Source organism: Micromonospora sp. A200, assembly GCF_029893845.1.
Classification (GTDB): domain Bacteria; phylum Actinomycetota; class Actinomycetes; order Mycobacteriales; family Micromonosporaceae; genus Micromonospora; species Micromonospora purpureochromogenes.
On sequence record NZ_JARXXY010000010.1, the window covers coordinates 12,777 to 27,676 of the forward strand.

The 14,900-nt window shown below is 74.3% G+C and carries 15 protein-coding genes; 11 read left to right on the forward strand and 4 right to left on the reverse strand.

Going from position 1 to position 14,900, the window contains the following annotated elements:
• Positions 1–237 precede the first annotated feature (237 nt).
• Positions 238–684 carry an SRPBCC family protein gene (locus M2302_RS11830; RefSeq protein ID WP_210776116.1) on the reverse strand — a complete coding sequence of 149 codons (447 nt, stop codon included), beginning with the start codon at positions 682–684 and terminating at the stop codon, positions 238–240.
• A 201-nt stretch (positions 685–885) separates the two neighbouring features.
• On the opposite strand from M2302_RS11830, the gene M2302_RS11835 reads away from it, so the two are divergent.
• From M2302_RS11835 to gltX, 3 genes are read left to right on the forward strand one after another with little or no spacing between them, the layout of a single operon-like run.
• Positions 886–2,196: a GH1 family beta-glucosidase gene (locus M2302_RS11835; RefSeq protein WP_280838115.1), complete on the forward strand. Its 1,311-nt coding sequence runs from the start codon at positions 886–888 to the stop codon at positions 2,194–2,196.
• Entirely contained in the window at positions 2,193–3,470 is a 1,278-nt protein-coding gene (locus tag M2302_RS11840) for an MFS transporter (protein WP_280837966.1), read from the forward strand. Before M2302_RS11835 ends, M2302_RS11840 begins: the two co-directional genes overlap by 4 nt.
• A gap of 55 nt (positions 3,471–3,525) precedes the next feature.
• The gene (gene gltX / locus M2302_RS11845) at positions 3,526–4,935 is read left to right on the forward strand and encodes a glutamate--tRNA ligase (RefSeq protein ID WP_280837967.1); all 1,410 of its coding nucleotides are present in this window, start codon (positions 3,526–3,528) and stop codon (positions 4,933–4,935) included.
• A 125-nt stretch (positions 4,936–5,060) separates the two neighbouring features.
• Here the strand turns inward: gltX and M2302_RS11850 are convergent, their stop codons facing one another.
• The gene (locus M2302_RS11850; RefSeq protein ID WP_280837968.1) at positions 5,061–5,621 is read right to left on the reverse strand and encodes a copper resistance protein CopC; all 561 of its coding nucleotides are present in this window, start codon (positions 5,619–5,621) and stop codon (positions 5,061–5,063) included.
• Between the two features lie 277 nt (positions 5,622–5,898).
• Here M2302_RS11850 and M2302_RS11855 point away from each other — a divergent pair, with 277 nt between their 5' ends.
• Positions 5,899–6,567: a hypothetical protein gene (locus M2302_RS11855; protein ID WP_280837969.1), complete on the forward strand. Its 669-nt coding sequence runs from the start codon at positions 5,899–5,901 to the stop codon at positions 6,565–6,567.
• A 31-nt stretch (positions 6,568–6,598) separates the two neighbouring features.
• Here M2302_RS11855 and M2302_RS11860 read toward each other — a convergent pair whose 3' ends face one another.
• A complete protein-coding gene (locus tag M2302_RS11860; RefSeq protein ID WP_280837970.1) occupies positions 6,599–7,525 on the reverse strand; it encodes an NADP-dependent oxidoreductase in 927 nt (308 codons plus the stop codon).
• Between the two features lie 36 nt (positions 7,526–7,561).
• Positions 7,562–7,969 (reverse strand): hypothetical protein, encoded by a 408-nt coding sequence (locus tag M2302_RS11865; RefSeq protein WP_280837971.1) that lies wholly within the window; start codon positions 7,967–7,969, stop codon positions 7,562–7,564.
• An 81-nt stretch (positions 7,970–8,050) separates the two neighbouring features.
• Here M2302_RS11865 and M2302_RS11870 point away from each other — a divergent pair, with 81 nt between their 5' ends.
• The 7 genes from M2302_RS11870 to M2302_RS11900 all read left to right on the forward strand — a co-directional run bounded on the left by M2302_RS11870 (position 8,051) and on the right by M2302_RS11900 (position 14,707).
• Positions 8,051–8,206: a hypothetical protein gene (locus M2302_RS11870; RefSeq protein ID WP_280837972.1), complete on the forward strand. Its 156-nt coding sequence runs from the start codon at positions 8,051–8,053 to the stop codon at positions 8,204–8,206.
• Between the two features lie 63 nt (positions 8,207–8,269).
• Positions 8,270–9,508, forward strand: coding sequence for a helix-turn-helix domain-containing protein (locus M2302_RS11875; protein ID WP_246158556.1), 1,239 nt, complete (start codon positions 8,270–8,272; stop codon positions 9,506–9,508).
• 87 nt (positions 9,509–9,595) lie between these two features.
• The gene (locus M2302_RS11880; RefSeq protein WP_280837973.1) at positions 9,596–10,765 is read left to right on the forward strand and encodes an acyltransferase domain-containing protein; all 1,170 of its coding nucleotides are present in this window, start codon (positions 9,596–9,598) and stop codon (positions 10,763–10,765) included.
• Positions 10,762–11,706, forward strand: coding sequence for a beta-ketoacyl-ACP synthase III (locus M2302_RS11885; protein WP_280837974.1), 945 nt, complete (start codon positions 10,762–10,764; stop codon positions 11,704–11,706). The genes M2302_RS11880 and M2302_RS11885 overlap by 4 nt, the downstream gene beginning before the upstream one ends.
• Positions 11,707–11,792: 86 nt before the next feature.
• Positions 11,793–12,032, forward strand: coding sequence for an acyl carrier protein (locus M2302_RS11890; RefSeq protein ID WP_088960922.1), 240 nt, complete (start codon positions 11,793–11,795; stop codon positions 12,030–12,032).
• Between the two features lies 1 nt (position 12,033).
• Positions 12,034–13,260, forward strand: a complete 1,227-nt coding sequence (fabF, locus tag M2302_RS11895; protein WP_280837975.1) for a beta-ketoacyl-ACP synthase II — start codon at positions 12,034–12,036, stop codon at positions 13,258–13,260.
• 22 nt (positions 13,261–13,282) lie between these two features.
• Positions 13,283–14,707 (forward strand): carboxyl transferase domain-containing protein, encoded by a 1,425-nt coding sequence (locus M2302_RS11900; protein WP_280837976.1) that lies wholly within the window; start codon positions 13,283–13,285, stop codon positions 14,705–14,707.
• Positions 14,708–14,900 lie beyond the last annotated feature (193 nt).

Below are 14,900 nucleotides of genomic sequence, written 5' to 3' on the forward strand. Positions count from 1 at the left end.
GCACCACGCGCCGGGCCCGCTGTCGTTTCCGGCACGCCGCCTCGTGATCGACTCCAGGTCGGCGACGTGGCGGTGTCCCGGTGCCGACGATGCCGCCACCTCGCCGACCTGGAGTCGATCACGAGGCGGCGTGCGGCGCCGGAGCGGGCCCGGCTACGGAAGCGGCGGTGGTCCGGAGCCCCTGGCGGGGACGCCGGGCCACCGCCGTCGCGGGTGACGCCGTAGGACGCGCCCTGCTCAGCCGACGGCGGCCAGGTCGGTGAGGCGGGCCAGCGAGTCCTCCAGGTCGGCGCCGACCCGACGCAGCCCGAGCCGGAGCAGGGCCGCCTTGACCGGACCAGCCGGCCACCGTACGACGATGAGCCGCACGATCGTCCCGCCCTGCTCCTCGTCCGGAGTCAGCTGGACGTAGATCTCGGTGCGCGCCTCGGCCCGGGCGCCGGCGCCCCTGGCCCGCTCCCGCCACCCGATCAGGGTCGGCTCCTGGTAGGCGATCACCTCTGCCTCGTGCGCCGCGCCGCGCCCAGCCTGGACCAGCTGTCGCCGGCCGAAGCCCTCCCCCGAGAGGACCTCGGCCGCGCGGACGCCCGCCAGCCAGGCCGGCAACTGCTCGGCCCGCTGCACGACGTCCCAGACCGCTTCCATCGGCGCCATCACGTGCGCACTGCGTTCCACGAGGATCATTTCTGTCTTCCCCCACTGAGGACATCCGCGATATTCCGCACTGTATGCGCAAATTCGGACGTACTGGGACGGGTTCGGAAAAGACACGCCGAAAACCCTTGCGCCCGCACCGCTGCGGGCCTATGGCGCTTCGAGGGTCCGCGTCCTAGAGTCCCGAACACGTCTCACGTTTCTGGGAGGGCGACTGTGACGACCGCGCCGATGCCCGCGTTCCCCGCCGGCTTCCGCTGGGGGGTCTCCACCTCCGCGTACCAGATCGAGGGTGGCGCCGACGCCGACGGACGCGGGCCGTCCATCTGGGACACCTTCGCGCACACCCCCGGGCGGATCGCCGACGGCAGCACCGGCGACGTGGCCTGCGACCACTACCACCGGCACGGCGAGGACGTCGCGCTGATGGCCGGGCTGGGCGTCTCGGCGTACCGGTTCTCGATCGCCTGGCCCCGGGTGCAGCCCGGCGGGACCGGGGCCGCCAACCCGGCCGGCCTCGACTTCTACGACCGGCTCGTCGACGACCTGCTCGCCGCCGGCATCGACCCGGTGGCCACCCTCTTCCACTGGGACCTGCCGCAGCCGCTGGAGGACGCCGGCGGCTGGCTGAACCGGGACACCGCGCACCGCTTCGCCGAGTACGCCGACCTGGTCGCCGCCCGCCTCGGCGACCGGGTGAAGCTCTGGATCACCCTGAACGAGCCGTTCATCCACATGAGCCTCGGCCACGGCACGGGGGTGCACGCGCCGGGCCGGTTCCTGCTCTTCGACGCCCTGCCGGTCGCCCACCACCAGTTGCTCGGGCACGGCCTCGCGGTCGCCGCGCTGCGCGCCCGCAGCACCAGTCCGGTCGCCATCGCCAACAACTACTCGCCGGTGCGGCTGCTCGGCGGCACCGCCGCCGACCGGGCCGCCGGGGCGGCGTACGACGCGCTGCACAACCGGCTCTTCACCGACCCGCTGCTCGGCCGGGGCTACCCGCCCGGCTTCGAGGACGCCCCGGTGCGCGACGGGGACCTGGACATCATCGCCGCGCCGATCGACGTGCTGGGAGTCAACTACTACAACCCGACCGGGATCCGCGCGCCCGAGGAGGACGCGCCGCTGCCGTTCGAGATGGTGCCGCTGGAGGGCTACCCGAGGACCGGCTTCGACTGGCCGGTGGTCCCGGAAGGGCTGCGCGAACTGCTCACCTGGCTGCACGACACCTACGGCGAGGCGCTGCCGGAGATCCAGATCACCGAGAGCGGCTGCGCCTACGACGACGTACCCGATGCCGACGGCCGGGTGCACGACCCGGAGCGGATCGCGTACCTCGACGGGCACCTGCGGGCGGTCCGGGCGGCGATCGACGACGGCGTCGACGTGACCGGGTACTTCGTCTGGTCGCTGCTGGACAACTGGGAGTGGGCGGAGGGCTTCACCAAGCGCTTCGGCCTGGTGCACGTCGACTTCGGCACCCAGGTCCGCACGCCCAAGTCCTCGTACGCCTGGTACCGGGACCAGGTCGTCCGGCGATGACCACGATCGACCCGACGCCGACCTCGCTGCCGGCGGCGCTCGCCGAGCCGATGGTGCCGGTCCGGCGGGGCTGGATCGCGCTGATCTTCGCGGCCAACCTCGGCGTCTGGATGGCCTTCTTCACCCCGATCCAGGTGCTGCTGCCGCAGCAGGTCGAGCGGATCGCCCCGCTCGACAAGGAGGCCATGCTGGCCGTCGTCACCGGGATCGGCGCGCTCGCGGCGGTGCTCGCCAACCCGCTCGCCGGGGCGCTGTCGGACCGTACCTGCCTGCGGATCGGCGGGCGGGAGTTCGGCCGCCGGCACGTCTGGGCGGCGGGCGGCGCGGTGCTCGGCGCGCTCGCCCTGGTGCTGCTGGCCCGGCAGGACACCATCGCCGGGGTGACGGTGGGCTGGGTGGCCGCGCAGGTGTGCTTCAACGCGATGCTGGCCAGCCTGACCGCGGCCATCCCGGACCGGGTGCCGGTCGCCCAGCGCGGCGGCGTCTCCGGCTGGGTGGGCATCCCGCAGGCCCTCGGCCTGGTGGTCGGCGCGGTGCTGGTCACCGCCGTGGTCAGTGGCACCACCGCCGGGTACGCGGCCATCGCAATGGCCGTGCTGCTGCTCTCGCTGCCGTTCGCGCTGCTCACCGCCGACGACCCGCTGCCCCGGGCGCACCGCCCGGCGCTGCGCTGGCGGGCGCTGGCCGCCTCGATGTGGATCAGCCCGCGCCGGCACCCGGACTTCGCCTGGGCCTGGATCACCCGGTTCCTGGTCCAGATCGGCAACGCGCTCGGCACCCTCTACCTGCTGTACTTCCTCACCGACGGGGTGCGCCACCCCGACCCCGAGGGCGCGCTGCTGGTGCTGATCCTGCTCTACACCGTCGGGATGATGCTGACCGCGGTGGTCGCCGGCCGGCTCTCCGACCGCTCCGGCCGGCGCAAGGTCTTCGTGATCGCCGCCGGGGTGATCATGGCGGTGGCGGCGCTGCTGCTCGCCGTCGCGCCGGTCTGGTCGATGGCGGTGGCCGCCGCGCTGCTGCTCGGCGCCGGCTACGGCGTCTACCTGTCGGTGGACGCCGCCCTGATCACCGAGGTGCTGCCGCGCGCCACCGACCGGGCCAAGGACCTCGGGGTGATCAACATCGCCAACTCCGCCCCGCAGGTGCTCGGCCCGGCCATCTCCGCCCCGATCGTGGTCCACCTCGGCGGCTACCCCACCCTCTACGCCGTGACGGCCGCGGTCACCCTCCTCGGCAGCGCCCTCGTCCTCAAGATCCGCGCCGTCCGCTGACCCCCACCCGCCCCCCTGAGGGAATGGGGGTGCGGGCGGCCGTAGGCTGGAGGACGTGACGGTACGTGTGCGCTTCGCCCCTTCCCCGACCGGTATGTTCCACGTCGGCGGCGCCCGCTCGGCGCTGCAGAACTGGATCTACGCCAAGCAGCAGGGCGGGGTCTTCGTGCTGCGCATCGAGGACACCGACGCGGCGCGCAACAAGCCCGAGTGGACCGAGGGCATCCTGTCCGCGCTGGAGTGGATCGGCATCGCCCGGGGCAGCTACGAGGGCCCCTACTTCCAGTCGCAGTACGCCACCGAGCACCGCGCCGCCGCCCAGCGGCTCCACGAGGCCGGCCGGGCGTACTACTGCGACTGCACCCGGGAGGACGTGCAGGCCCGCACCGGCTCGCAGTACCAGGGCTACGACGGCTTCTGCCGGGACCGGGGCCTGGAGCCCGGCCCGGGGCGCGCGCTGCGCTTCCGCACCCCGGACGAGGGCGAGACCGTGGTGGTCGACCTGATCCGCGGCGAGCCGACCTTCGAGAACAAGCTGATCGAGGACTTCGTCATCGCCCGCAGCGACGGCTCCGCGGTCTTCCTGCTGGCCAACGTGGTCGACGACATGACCATGGGGATCACCCACGTGGTCCGGGCCGAGGAGCACCTGCCCAACACTCCCAAGCAGCAGCTGCTCTGGGACGCCCTCGGGGTGAAGCCGCCGGTCTGGGCCCACGTCCCCGTGGTGGTCAACGAGAAGCGGCAGAAGCTCTCCAAGCGCCGCGACAAGGTCGCCCTGGAGGCGTACCGGGACGAGGGCTACCTCGCCGACGCCATGCGCAACTACCTGATGCTGCTCGGCTGGGCGCCGTCGGGCGACCGGGAGATCGTGCCCTGGTCGGTCATCGAGGAGGAGTTCCGGCTGGAGGAGGTCAACGCCTCCTCCGCCTTCTTCGACGAGAAGAAGCTGCGCGCGTTCAACGGCGAGTACATCCGCGCCCTGCCGGTCGACGAGTTCGTGGCCGCCTGCCAGCCCTGGCTGACCGGCACCGAGACGATCGCCCCGCCGCCGTGGCAGCCGGCCGAGTTCGACGCCGAGGCGTTCGCGGCGGTGGCGCCGCTGGCCCAGACCCGGATCGCGGTGCTCAGCGAGATCGTGCCGAACGTGGACTTCCTCTTCCTGGCCGACCCGCTGATCGACGAGGCCGCCTGGGCCAAGGCGATGAAGGAGGGCGCGGCCGAGCTGCTCGACGCGGCGATCGCCGCGTACGAGGCGTTGGAGTCGTGGGACGCCGAGTCGCTGAAGGCGACCCTGGAGGCGGTGGGCGCCGAGCGCGGCCTGAAGCTGGGCAAGGCGCAGGCGCCGGTCCGGGTGGCGGTCACCGGCCGCACTGTCGGGCTGCCGCTGTTCGAGTCGCTGGAGGTGCTCGGCCGGGAGCGCACCCTGGCCCGGCTGCGCGCCGCCCGGGTCCGCCTGGTCTGAGACGTACCCGAGAAGGGCCCGCCGGTTCCCCGGCGGGCCCTTCGTCGTAGCTGCGTCGGACCCGGTGACCGACCCCGGTCACGGCGGTACGGCGTCGATCCCCGGCCGGAGACGTGCGGGACCGGTCAGGAGCGGGTGGCGCGGCGGCGCAGCAGGGCGGCGCCGAGCCCGGCCACCACCAGCCCGGCGACGACCAGCCAGGGCCAGACCGGCGTGCCGTCGTCGTCGGATCGGGCAGCCGGGACGGCCGGCCCGGCCGTCGTCGCGGCGCCCGTCGGCGGCACCGCCGTCCCGACGGACGGCGACGGGGCCGCCGAGGACGGCGACGGCGAGGCGGGATCGGCCGGCGTGCCGGTGGTGAGGGTGAAGCGCACCTCCCCCCGCACCGGATGGCCGTCGCTGGACGAGAGCTGGTAGCCGACGATGTAGAGGCCGGCCTTTCCGGGCTTGAACGGCACGGCGACCCGGCTGCCGGCGAAGCGCGGCGCGGCGCCGGCGGCCGGCACGTTGTCCGGCCCGAGCACTGTGATCCTCGTCGTGGCCGGGTCGACCCTGGACAGGAAACGCAGCTCGATCCGGGCGGGCGCCGCGGCCACCCGCGCGCCGTCGGCCGGGTCGCTGCCGGTCAGCGAGTTGTGCGCGGCCGCCGGCGTCGCCGGCAGCAGCAGCGACACACCGAGCGCCACGCCCGTAACCGCTAGCGAGGTACGCGCCATACGTGCGACCCTGCCCCCCATGAACCCCTCCGCAAAGGTACGATCCGCCCGCTGATCAACGGCTGACCATTAGTCGGGCCCGGATCGCAGATAGTTCCAGATAATGGTCCAGCAGCTGCAACCTAGCGCCGTTCTGCGGAGTCTTTGAGATGGGGAAACCCCGGCCTGCGGGCACGGTCACCGCCATCGACGACCAACGCGTGACCCTGCAGCACAGCCATCCATCGAACGGGGCGAGGAGGCGGCTATGGTCGGAAGGGTGAGGCGGCTGCTCGGCGTGGTGGTCGCGATGGCGGCAGCCGTGCTGCTCAGCGCCGGAATGGCCGCGCCCGCGCAGGCCACCGGCCCGCAACGGGCCGCCCCGAAGCCGCCCCCGGCCGGGGTGGACATCACCGGCCACGGGCTGACCGAGCCGCTGCGGCTGCGCGCCGACAGCCAGCCAGCCCACGTGCTCGCGGTGATCGACCAGGTCAACTGGTTCGGCCGCAGCGGCGCCGCCGCCGGTCCGAAGCGCGCCGACCTCGGTCCGAAGTACACGATCGTGGTGCTCGCCGGGGACGTGCCGAAGCAGACCTTCGACCTCTACCCGCTGGCCAAGGGCGGGCCCCGGGCCTACCGGCCGGCCAAGCAGCCGGACTCCCGCAAGACCAGCGCCGGCTGGTTCCTCGGCCGGCTCAACATGTCGGAGACGCTGCGTACCGCCGGGGTGCCGCTGGAGCGGCAGTTCGGCACGGTCAGCGGCGGCGTCGGCGGCGGCGAGCGGGTCATCCCGGAGGACGCCCTCAACCCGGGCCGGGACATCGACGCCGCGATCAGCGAGTTGCAGCGCCTGCTGCTGCTCAACGCCGGGGTGATGCTGGTGATCACCTCCGGGCTGGCCGGGATCGCGCTGCTGGTCCGCCGCCGGACCCGCTGAGCCACCCGGGCGGCGCAGACCTCCAGCAGGCTCAGACCTCCAGCACCACCTTGCCGCGGACGTGCCCCGCCGCCACCAGGCGCTGCGCGTCCGCGGCCTGCGCCAGGGGGAACGTCCGTTCGACGTGCACGGTCAGCCGGCCGGCGTCGACCAGCCCGGCCAGCACCGTGAGGTCCTGGGTGGACGGTTTGACGAAGACGTAGCTGCCACCGAGCCGGGTCACGTGCTCCGGGTCGGCGGTGGAGATCAGCCGGGCCGGGCGGGCGAGCAGCTCGGCGGAGACGTCCAGCGCCTCCCCGCCGAACAGGTCCAGCGCCACGTCGATCCCGTCGGGCGCGATCGCGCAGAGCCGGTCGGCCAGGCCGTCGCCGTAGCCGACCGGCTCGGCGCCGAGCGCGCGGACGAAGTCGTGGTTGGCCTCGCTCGCCGTGCCGATCACCCGGTCGGCGCCGAGCGCCCGGGCCACCTGCACGGCCAGGTGGCCGACCCCGCCCGAGGCCCCGTGCACCAGCACGGTGTCCCCCGCGCCGGTGCGCGCCGCCTGCAACGCCTGGTACGCGGTGAGCCCGGCCAGCGGCAGGCCGGCGGCCTCCGCCCAGGACGCCGGCGCCGGCTTGTCGGCCAGGCAGCGCTCGGGGGCCGGGACGAGTTCAGCGTACGTGCCGTACTGGAGGTCGTCGCGGCGGACGTACCCGATCACCTCGTCGCCGACCGCGAACCCGGCCACCGCCGGCCCCACCGCGACCACCTCGCCGGCGGCGTCCCAGCCGGGCACCAGCGGGAAGTGACCGGGGATCGCGGCGGCCAGGTGGCCCTCGCGGACCTTCCAGTCGACCGGGTTCACGCCCGCCGCGCGCACCCGCACCAGCACCGTGTCAGGGCCCACCGGCGGGTCCGGCAGGTCTCGTAGGGCGAGTTGCTCGGCCGGGCCGTACGCGTCGATCGCGATCGCCTTCACTGTGCCCACGCTAGCGGCCGGACGGCCGTCAGGTGGTCAGCACCAGCGGTGCGGGGGCCGCTCCCGGCGGTCGGGGCGGCGACTGGGGCGGACCGGGCCGTGCCGGTGCGCGCCGGCCCAGCCGGCCAGGTCGCTGCGGCAGGCCCGGGGGGTGGTCGGGTCGGGCTCGCCCGACGCGGCCGGCTCGCCGGCCGGCGGGCGCTGGCCCGGCTCGACGCCGAGCGGCCGGGACGGCACCGCCTCCGGCGTCGCCGGCTCGGCGGGACGCTGCCGGGGCACCGCCACCTCGTCGTCGACCCGCTCGGGCGCCCGGCCGGCCTGCTCGGTCGGGCAGGGCACCGCCGCGAGCCGGCGGTGGGGCCGCAGCGGCCCCTGCTGCTCGTGGTGGCCGAGCCGGCAGGGCTCGCCCTGGGCGCAGCCGTGTTCGGCCTCCCCGTGCGCCATCCCGGTCTCCTCACGCTCGCGTCGCGCGCCGGGAAATCGCCCCGGCGCCCACGTCACCGTACTGGCCGGCACCGACGCCGTGTGCAGCGCGTACCCGGGTGTCAGCGCTTCGGGCGGCGCGGGAAGATCGTCTCCCGGGCCGGGGCGGACAGCACCACCAGGATCCAGGTGAGCCGGATCGTGGCGAAACCGGCGCCGCGCAGCCGGGTGCGGGCGGACGCTGACCGCGCCTACTGACCGCCCGGCGTGGATCGCCAGGTCAGCACATGTCAGGCTGGACCGGTGAGCGAGCCGGGCGGGATGGAGCTGTCGGCCACGCTCCGCCGGATCGAACGGGCGGCGGGGGCGTTGGCCACCGCCAGCGTGGCCCGGATGGACGAGAGCCTGCCCTGGTTCCGCGAGCTCCCGGCCGACCAGCGCTCCTGGGTCATGCTGGTGGCCCAGGCCGGGGCCCGGTCCCTGGTGCAGTGGCTGCGCTCGGGCGGCGGCAGCGCGGACAGCACCCAGGAGGTCTCCGACGAGGTCTTCGCCACCGCGCCGGAGGCCCTCGCGCGCTCGATCAGCCTCCAGCAGACGGTGGCGCTGATCAAGGTGACCATCGACGTGGTCGAGGAGCAGGTGTCGCACCTGGCCGCCCCGGGCGAGGAGCAGCAGCTGCGCGAGGCGGTGCTGCGGTTCTCCCGGGAGATCGCCTTCGCCGCCGCCCGGGTGTACGCCCGGGCCGCCGAGTCCCGCGGGTCGTGGGACGCCCGGCTCCAGGCGCTGCTGGTCGACGCGCTGCTGCGCGGCGACTCCCCCGACGTGCTGGCCAGCCGGGCGGCGGCGCTGGGCTGGTCGGACGCGCCGCCGGTGGCGGTGGCGGTGGGCCGCTCCCCCGGTGGGGAGGTGGCCGCCGTGCTGCACACCGTCTACCGGCAGGCCCGCCGGATCGGCGTGGAGGTGATCGGCGGCGTGCACGGCGACCGGCTGGTCATCGTGCTCGGCGGGGCGGCGGACCCGGTGGCCGCCACCGAGAAGCTGCTGCCCGCGTTCGGCGAGGGGCCGGTGGTGGTGGGGCCGGCCGTACCCAGCCTGGACGAGGCGACCGAGTCGGCGCGGGCGGCGCTCGCCGGGTTCCGCGCCGCGCCGGCCTGGCCGACCGCGCCGCGCCCGGTGTCGGCGGCGGAGCTGCTGCCCGAGCGGGCCCTCGCCGGCGACGCCGAGGCCCGCCGGCGGCTGCGGCACGACGTGTACGCGGCGCTGGTGCGCGCCGGCGGCGAGCTGCTGGAGACCCTGGACGCCTTCTTCACCGCGGGCGGGACGCTGGAGAGCGCGGCCCGGTCGCTGTTCGTGCACCCGAACACGGTCCGCTACCGGCTGCGCCGGATCGCCGAGGTGACCGGCTTCTCGCCGCTGTCGCCCCGGGACGCGTTCGCCCTCCAGGTGGCGCTGACCGTCGGGCGGCTCGACCCGGTCGTCCCGGCGGTCACTGCCGTCCCGACCCAGACAATGACCCCAGGGGTCAGGAAAACATCACAGACGGGTGATGACCGCCGTTGATTTTTGTAGGATCCCTCCAAAGGTTCTAGTGCGGTTTGGTCGGTGCCGACACAGCGCTACCCAGAGGTATCCAGGAGAGTCATAGACGTGCTCGCCGTACTCTCTCCCGGCCAGGGTTCCCAGAAACCCGGCTTCCTGACTCCCTGGCTCGACCTGCCCGGCACCGAGGCCCGCCTGCGGTGGTGGTCCGCGCTCGCCGGGGTCGACCTGGTGCACCTCGGCACCGAGGCCGACGCCGACGAGATCAAGGACACCGCCCGGACGCAGCCGCTGCTGGTCGCGGCGGCCCTGCTCGCCGCCGAGCACCTGCCGATGTACGACGTCGCGGTCACCGCCGGCCACAGCGTCGGCGAGCTCGGCGCCGCCGCCCTCGCCGGGGTGCTCCCGGCCGAGGCGGCGATCACCCTCGCCGGGGTACGTGGCCGGGAGATGGCCGCCGCCTGTGCCCTGGAGCCCACCGGGATGGCCGCCGTGCTGGGCGGCGACCCGGGCGAGGTGCTCGCCGCGATCACGGCGCACGGGCTGCACCCGGCCAACCGCAACGGCGCCGGCCAGATCGTCGCCGCCGGGGCGCTCGACGCGCTGGACAAGCTCGCCGCCGAGCCGCCCGCGAAGGCCCGGATCACCCGACTCAAGGTCGCCGGCGCCTTCCACACCCCGTACATGGCCCCGGCCGAGGCCGCGCTGGCCGGCGTGGCCGCCGGCATCACCCCGGCCGAGCCGTCCCGGATCCTGCTGTCCAACCTCGACGGTTCGGCGGTCAACCACGGCCGGGAGATGGTGCAGCGGCTGGTCCGCCAGGTCACCGCCCCGGTCCGCTGGGACCTGTGCATGCGCACGCTGGCCGACCTCGGGGTCACCGGCGTGGTCGAGCTGCCCCCGGCCGGCACCCTGGCCGGGCTGGTCAAGCGGGAGCTGAAGGCCACCGGCGGGCCCGAGATCGTCACCCTCAACACCCCCGACGACCTGCCGGCCGCGCGCGACCTGATCGCCCGGCACAGCGGGCTGCGCGGCCACGAGCCGGTGGTCCAGTTCCGGGTGGTGGTCTCCCCCGCCGCCGGGACCTTCGAACCGACCGCCGACCTCGCCGAGGGCGCCGACCTGCGCACCGGCCAGGTGATCGGCCACATCGCGACCCGGCAGGGGCCGGTCGAGGTGACCGCGCACGACAGCGGCCTGCTCACCGAGTGGCTCGCCCACCACGACGACCCGGTCGCGCCGGGCCAACCCCTCGCCCGCATCGGAGGCCAGGTATGACCGGCAGTCGGATCCTCGCGATGGGCCACTACCAGCCCTCCCGCGTCGTCACCAACGACGACATCGCCCAGTTGGTCGACACCAACGACGAGTGGATCCGGGACCGGGTCGGCATCGTCACCCGGCGGATCGCCGACGGGGAGACGGTGGCCGACATGGCGACCGCCGCCGCCGGCAAGGCGCTGGCCAACTCCGGCCTCACCGCCGCCGACATCGACCTGGTCGTCGTGGCCACCTGCACGTCGGTCGACCGCAGCCCGAACGTGGCCTGCCGGGTCGCCGCCAAGCTGGGCATCGCCGCCCCGGGCGCGTACGACATCAACACCGCCTGCTCCGGCTTCGCGTACGCCCTCGGCACCGTGGACCACGCGATCCGGGCCGGGGCGGCGCGCAACGCCATCGTCGTCGGCGCGGAGAAGCTCTCCGACTTCACCGACTGGACCGACCGCTCCACCTGCATCATCTTCGGCGACGGCGCCGGGGCCGCGGTGGTCACCGCCGCCGCCGAGGGCGAGCCCGCCGGGGTCGGCCCGGTGGTCTGGGGCTCGGTGCCGGAGAAGAGCGACGCGGTACGCATCGAGGGCTGGCGCCCGTACATCGCGCAGGAGGGTCAGGCGGTCTTCCGCTGGGCCACCACCGCGCTGGCGCCGCTCGCCCTGCAGGCCTGCGAGCGGGCCGGGGTCGACCCGTCGGAGCTGGCCGCGTTCGTGCCGCACCAGGCCAACGCGCGGATCATCGACGGCATCGCCAAGCGGCTGAACATCCCGCAGGCGATCATCGCCAAGGACATCGTCGAGTCCGGCAACACCTCGGCGGCGAGCGTGCCGCTGGCCCTGTCCAAGCTGATCGAGCGGCGGGAGGTGCCCTCGGGCGCCCCGGTGCTGCTGTTCGGCTTCGGCGGCGGCCTGACCTACGCCGGTCAGGTCATCCGCTGCCCCTGAGACCCCTCCGGCGCGCCAGCGCCGAGGAGTGGCGGTCGGCACGTCGCCGGCCGCCGAGTTACCCCCGATGAGAGGAACCAACCGAAATGACCCGTGACGAGATCACCACCGGCCTCGCCGAGATCCTCGAAGAGGTTGCCGGGGTGAACCCGGACGACGTGGCCGAGGGGAAGTCCTTCACCGACGACCTCGACGTCGACTCGCTCTCCATGGTGGAGGTCGTGGTGGCGGCCGAGGAGAAGTTCGGCGTCAAGATCCCGGACAACGAGGTGCAGAACCTCAAGACCGTCGGCGACGCAGTCACCTACATCGAGGCGCAGTCCTGATATGAGTCGCACCGACGTCGTCGTCACCGGGCTCGGCGCGACCACCCCGCTGGGCGGGGACGTCGCGTCGACCTGGGACGCCATGCTCGCCGGCCGCTCCGGGGTGAGTGCGCTCACCCAGGAGTGGGCCGGGCAGTTGCCGGTCCGGATCGCGGCCCAGCTGGCGGTCGACCCGGCCGGCCTGCTGGACCGGGTCAAGCTCCGCCGGCTCGACCGGTCCGAGGCGATCGCGATCATCGCGGCGCAGCAGGCCTGGGCGGACGCCGGCCTGGCCGACTCCGGGCCCGACCCGGACCGGCTGGGCGTCAGCGTCGGCTCCGGCATCGGCGGCGCCCTGACCCTGCTCGCCCAGGACGACATCCTGGAGGCGTCCGGCCCGCGCCGGGTCTCCCCGCACACCATCCCGATGCTGATGCCCAACGGCCCCGCCGCCTGGGTGGGGCTGGAGCTGGGCGCCCGGGCGGGCGTCCACTCGGTGGCTAGCGCCTGCGCGACCGGCGCGGAGGCCATCGCGCTCGGCATGGACATGATCCGTGCCGGCCGGGCCGACGTGGTGGTGGCCGGCGGCACCGAGGCGGTCATCCACCAGCTGCCGATCGCCGGCTTCAGCTCGATGCGGGCCATGTCGACCCGCAACGACGAGCCGGAGCGGGCCTCCCGCCCCTGGGACAAGGGCCGCGACGGGTTCGTGCTCGGCGAGGGCGCCGGCATCCTGGTGCTGGAACGGGCCGAGCACGCGGCCGCCCGGGGCGCCCGGGTGTACGCGCGGCTGGCCGGTTCCGGCATCACCTCCGACGGCTACGACATCGTCCAGCCGCACCCGGACGGTGCGGGCGCGATCCGGGCCATCGCCAAGGCGATCGCCGACGCGGACGTGGCGAAGTCCGACATCGTGCACGTCAACGCGCACGCCACCTCGACCCCGGTCGGGGACATCGCCGAGATCAAGGCGCTGCACGAAGCGCTCGGCGACCACCCGGTGCTGACCGCCACCAAGTCCATGACCGGTCACCTGCTGGGCGCGGCGGGCGCGCTGGAGTCGATCGCCACGATCCTGGCGATCCGCGACGGTGTCGTACCCCCGACGATCAACCTCGATGACCCGGATGACGGCCTCACTCTGGAGGTGGCCGCCAACAAGGCGCGCCACCTGGACATCCCCGCCGCGCTGAACAACTCGTTCGGCTTCGGCGGACACAACGTGGCTCTCGTCTTCACGCGGGCCTGAGACCACAGCCTTGGAGGCTCACGTGACCACCACCGCCGTCGGTGCGGACACATCCACCGTGGACTACCGGGATCCGGAGCTGCGCCTCCGGGCCCTGTTCGACGCCGGTTCGCTGCGCCTGCTGGCACCCCGGGACACCTCCGGCGTCCTCTGGGCGCGGGGTGAGGTCGACGGCACGCCGGCGATCGCGTACGCCACGGACGCCACGAAGATGGGCGGCGCGATGGGCACCGAGGGGTGCCGGCACATCGTCGACGCGATCGACACCGCCGTCCGGGAGCGGGTGCCGGTGCTCGGCCTCTGGCACTCCGGCGGTGCCCGGCTGGCCGAGGGCGTGGTCGCGCTCGACGCCGTCGGGCAGGTCTTCGCCGCCATGGTGCGCGCCTCCGGCCGGGTGCCGCAGATCTCGGTGGTGCTCGGTCCGGCGGCCGGTGGCGCGGCGTACGGGCCGGCGCTGACCGACATCGTGGTGATGAGCGGCGCCGGGCGGATCTTCGTCACCGGGCCCGAGGTGGTCCGCAGCGTCACCGGCGAACAGGTCGACATGGAGCGGCTCGGCGGCCCCGAGCCGCACGGCCGGCGCTCCGGCGTGGTGCACGTGACCTGCGCCGACGACGAGGCGGCGATGGTCGAGTCGCGCAAGCTCGCCGCGCTGCTCGGCCACCAGGGCCGGCTCTCCCCCGACGACGTGGCGACCGGCGTCGAGGACGGGCACGACCTGATGGCGAAGATGCCGGCCGAGACCAACCGGGCGTACGACGTCAAGCCGGTGGTCAAGGCGCTGCTGGACGCCCCCGGCGTGGAACTGCACGCCAAGTGGGCGCCGAACGTGGTCACCACGCTCGGCCGGTTCGCCGGCCGGACGGTCGGCGTGATCGCCAACAACCCGCTGCGGCTCGGTGGCTGCCTCGACGCGTCCAGCGCCGAGAAGGCGGCCCGCTTCGTGCGGATGTGCGACTCGCTCGGGGTGCCGCTGATCGTGCTGGTCGACGTGCCCGGCTACCTGCCCGGCCTGGGCCAGGAGTGGGACGGCGTGGTCCGGCGCGGGGCGAAGCTGCTGCACGCCTTCGCCGAGGCGGTGGTGCCGCGGGTGACGTTGGTGACCCGCAAGGCGTACGGCGGGGCGTACATCGCGATGAACTCCCGCTCGCTCGGCGCGACCGCGGTCTTCGCCTGGCCGAACGCGGAGGTCGCGGTGATGGGCGCCAGCGCGGCGGTCAACATCCTGCACCGCAAGAAGCTCGCCGCCGCCCCGGCGGAGGAGCGCGAGACGCTGCGCGCGCAGCTGATCGAGGAGCAGACCCGGGTCGCCGGCGGGGTGAACCGGGCGCTGGAGATCGGCGTGGTGGACGACGTGATCAAGCCGGAGGAGACCCGGCGCCGGATCGCCGAGGCGCTCGCCGGGGCGCCCGCCGCACGGGGCGCGCACGGCAACATCCCGCTGTAGCACCGGTCGTACCAGTCAGGGTCCGCGCCTTTCCGGGTGCGGGCCCTGACCGCCTTCAGTCCGGCTCGCGCCACGGGTCCGGCTCGCACCCCCCTTTGTTGATCGACTCCGAGTCGCCGGAACGGCGGCATCGCCGCGAGCAGGACACCGCCGTGTCGCCGGAACGGAGTCGATCACGCGACCACGACACCCC